Origin of the sequence: Streptomyces sp. NPDC058469 (assembly GCF_042721125.1) — a bacterium.
In the GTDB taxonomy this organism is placed as follows: domain Bacteria; phylum Actinomycetota; class Actinomycetes; order Streptomycetales; family Streptomycetaceae; genus Streptomyces.
In genome coordinates this window covers 1-1980 of the sequence record NZ_JBHXME010000350.1, presented here as the reverse complement: position 1 = coordinate 1980, position 1980 = coordinate 1, and the positions used below count along the sequence as shown (strand labels likewise).

Below are 1980 nucleotides of genomic sequence, written 5' to 3'. Positions count from 1 at the left end.
CGGTACGGCAGCCCACGCGCTCGCCACCCGGCTGTCGGCCCTCGGTACTCCCCCGGCCGGACTCGTGCTGATCGACTCGTACCACATCACCCCGGACCGGGAGGCCGAGCCGTGGCTGCTGTCCCTGCCCGCCCGGATTCCGCTGATGGTCGGCGAGAGCTTCGACACCATGGTGGACGATCTGACGCTGCTGTCGCTGGGTGCCTACACCCGGATGTTCCGCGGCTGGCACCCCGAGCCCACCGAGGTGCCCACCCTTCTGGTGCGCGCGTCCGAGCCGCTGGCGGACATGCCGCGGGGGCGGCGTTCGTCCTGGCCGCATGTAAGGGACACGGCGGACACCGCCGGTACCCATCTCAGCGTGCTGGAGGAGGACGCCCCGACGACGGCCAAGGTCATCCGCGACTGGATCGACGCGCTCGCGTAGTCCGGCACGAAACCCAATATCTACGTCGGCGACATGAGAATTGAAATTAACGACCGCACACGGCCGATCGCGCCGTGCTACTATTGATCTCAGTTGCAGTTGTGGTTGCCAAACCCTTCAGATGCCCGCACCGCCCTCCGGGACGGTGGAGCATTTTTTTGTGTGTCCGGTTTCTTTCCGGCGGGGTGATCATCACGGCGACACGGAGTCCGCACACTGCGGGCTCCGCTGACCGCCCCGAAGGAGAACAAAATGGCCAGTGGCACCGTGAAGTGGTTCAACGCGGAAAAGGGTTTCGGCTTCATCGAGCAGGACGGTGGCGGCGCTGACGTCTTCGCCCACTACTCGAACATCGCCGCCCAGGGCTTCCGTGAGCTGTCCGAGGGCCAGAAGGTGACCTTCGACATCGCGCAGGGCCAGAAGGGCCCGACGGCCGAGAACATCGTTCCTGCGTAACAACGACGTTTACTTCGCAGCTGGGGCCCGCACCTTGGGGTGCGGGCCCCAGCTCGCTGCATTTCCCATGCTGTCGGCGCTATTCCGCCGAAGCCACCGGCTCGTTCTTGCGATTCTCTGCGCCGTTCATTCACTGCGGGAATTCCTTGATACGTGCCATATCAAGGAAGGTTCCACATTTTGAACCGCGCACGTACAAATGATCGCTTCGCGCGAAAGCGCAATGGAAATCCGGAATCCGGAAAGAGCGGCGGCTACCGCTCGGCGGCCCCGTCCGGCAACCGCTCCAGCGCGCCGCGCCGCTCCAAGGGCGGCGGTGGCCGACCGGTCGCCCTGCAGGGCGAGTTCGCGCTGCCGAAGACGGTGACCCCCGGCCTTCCCGCCGTGGAGTCGTTCGCCGAACTCGACATGCCCGCAAAGCTGTTGGCCGCGCTCGGTCACGAGGGCGTCACCGTCCCGTTCCCGATCCAGGCGACGACGCTCCCCAACTCCCTCGCCGGCCGTGACGTGCTCGGCCGTGGCCGCACCGGCTCCGGCAAGACCCTCGCCTTCGGTCTCGCGATGCTGGCCCGTACGGCGGGCCGCCGCGCCGAGCCGCGAGCGCCCCTCGCGCTCGTCCTCGTCCCCACCCGCGAGCTGGCCCAGCAGGTCACCGACGCGCTCACCCCGTACGCCCGCGCCGTCAGCGTGCGGATGACCACCGTCGTCGGCGGTATGTCGATCGGCCGTCAGGCCGGGGCGCTGCGTGGCGGTGCGGAGGTCGTGGTCGCGACGCCGGGACGCCTCAAGGACCTCATCGAGCGCGGCGACTGCCGACTCGACAGTGTCTCCATCACCGTCCTCGACGAGGCCGACCAGATGGCCGACATGGGCTTCATGCCCCAGGTCACCGCGCTGCTCGACCAGGTGCAGACGGGTGGCCAGCGGATGCTGTTCTCCGCCACCCTGGACCGCAACGTGGACCTCCTGGTCCGCCGCTACCTGACCGACCCCGTCGTCCACTCCGTCGACCCCTCCGCGGGCGCGGTCACGACGATGGAGCACCACGTCCTGCACGTCCACGGCACGGACAAGCAGCGGGCGACGACCGAGATCGC

At 67.9% G+C, this 1980-nt stretch carries 3 protein-coding genes; all 3 read left to right on the top strand.

The window, feature by feature from the left end; translation table 11 throughout:
• Nucleotides 1-427: hypothetical protein (locus tag ACFWP5_RS52350; protein ID WP_384174516.1), on the top strand; the 427-nt coding region annotated here is incomplete at its 5' end.
• A gap of 252 nt (nucleotides 428-679) precedes the next feature.
• Complete coding sequence (locus ACFWP5_RS52345) at nucleotides 680-883, top strand: cold-shock protein (protein WP_356065783.1); 204 nt, start codon at nucleotides 680-682, stop codon at nucleotides 881-883.
• A gap of 180 nt (nucleotides 884-1063) precedes the next feature.
• A partial coding sequence (locus ACFWP5_RS52340; protein ID WP_384174513.1) for a DEAD/DEAH box helicase occupies nucleotides 1064-1980 on the top strand: 917 nt, incomplete at its 3' end.

Excerpts from the sequence above, each read along its gene's own strand:
- ACFWP5_RS52345 (WP_356065783.1), top strand. The coding sequence starts at position 680 with ATGGCCAGTGGCACCGTGAAGTGGTTCAACGCGGAAAAGGGTTTCGGC.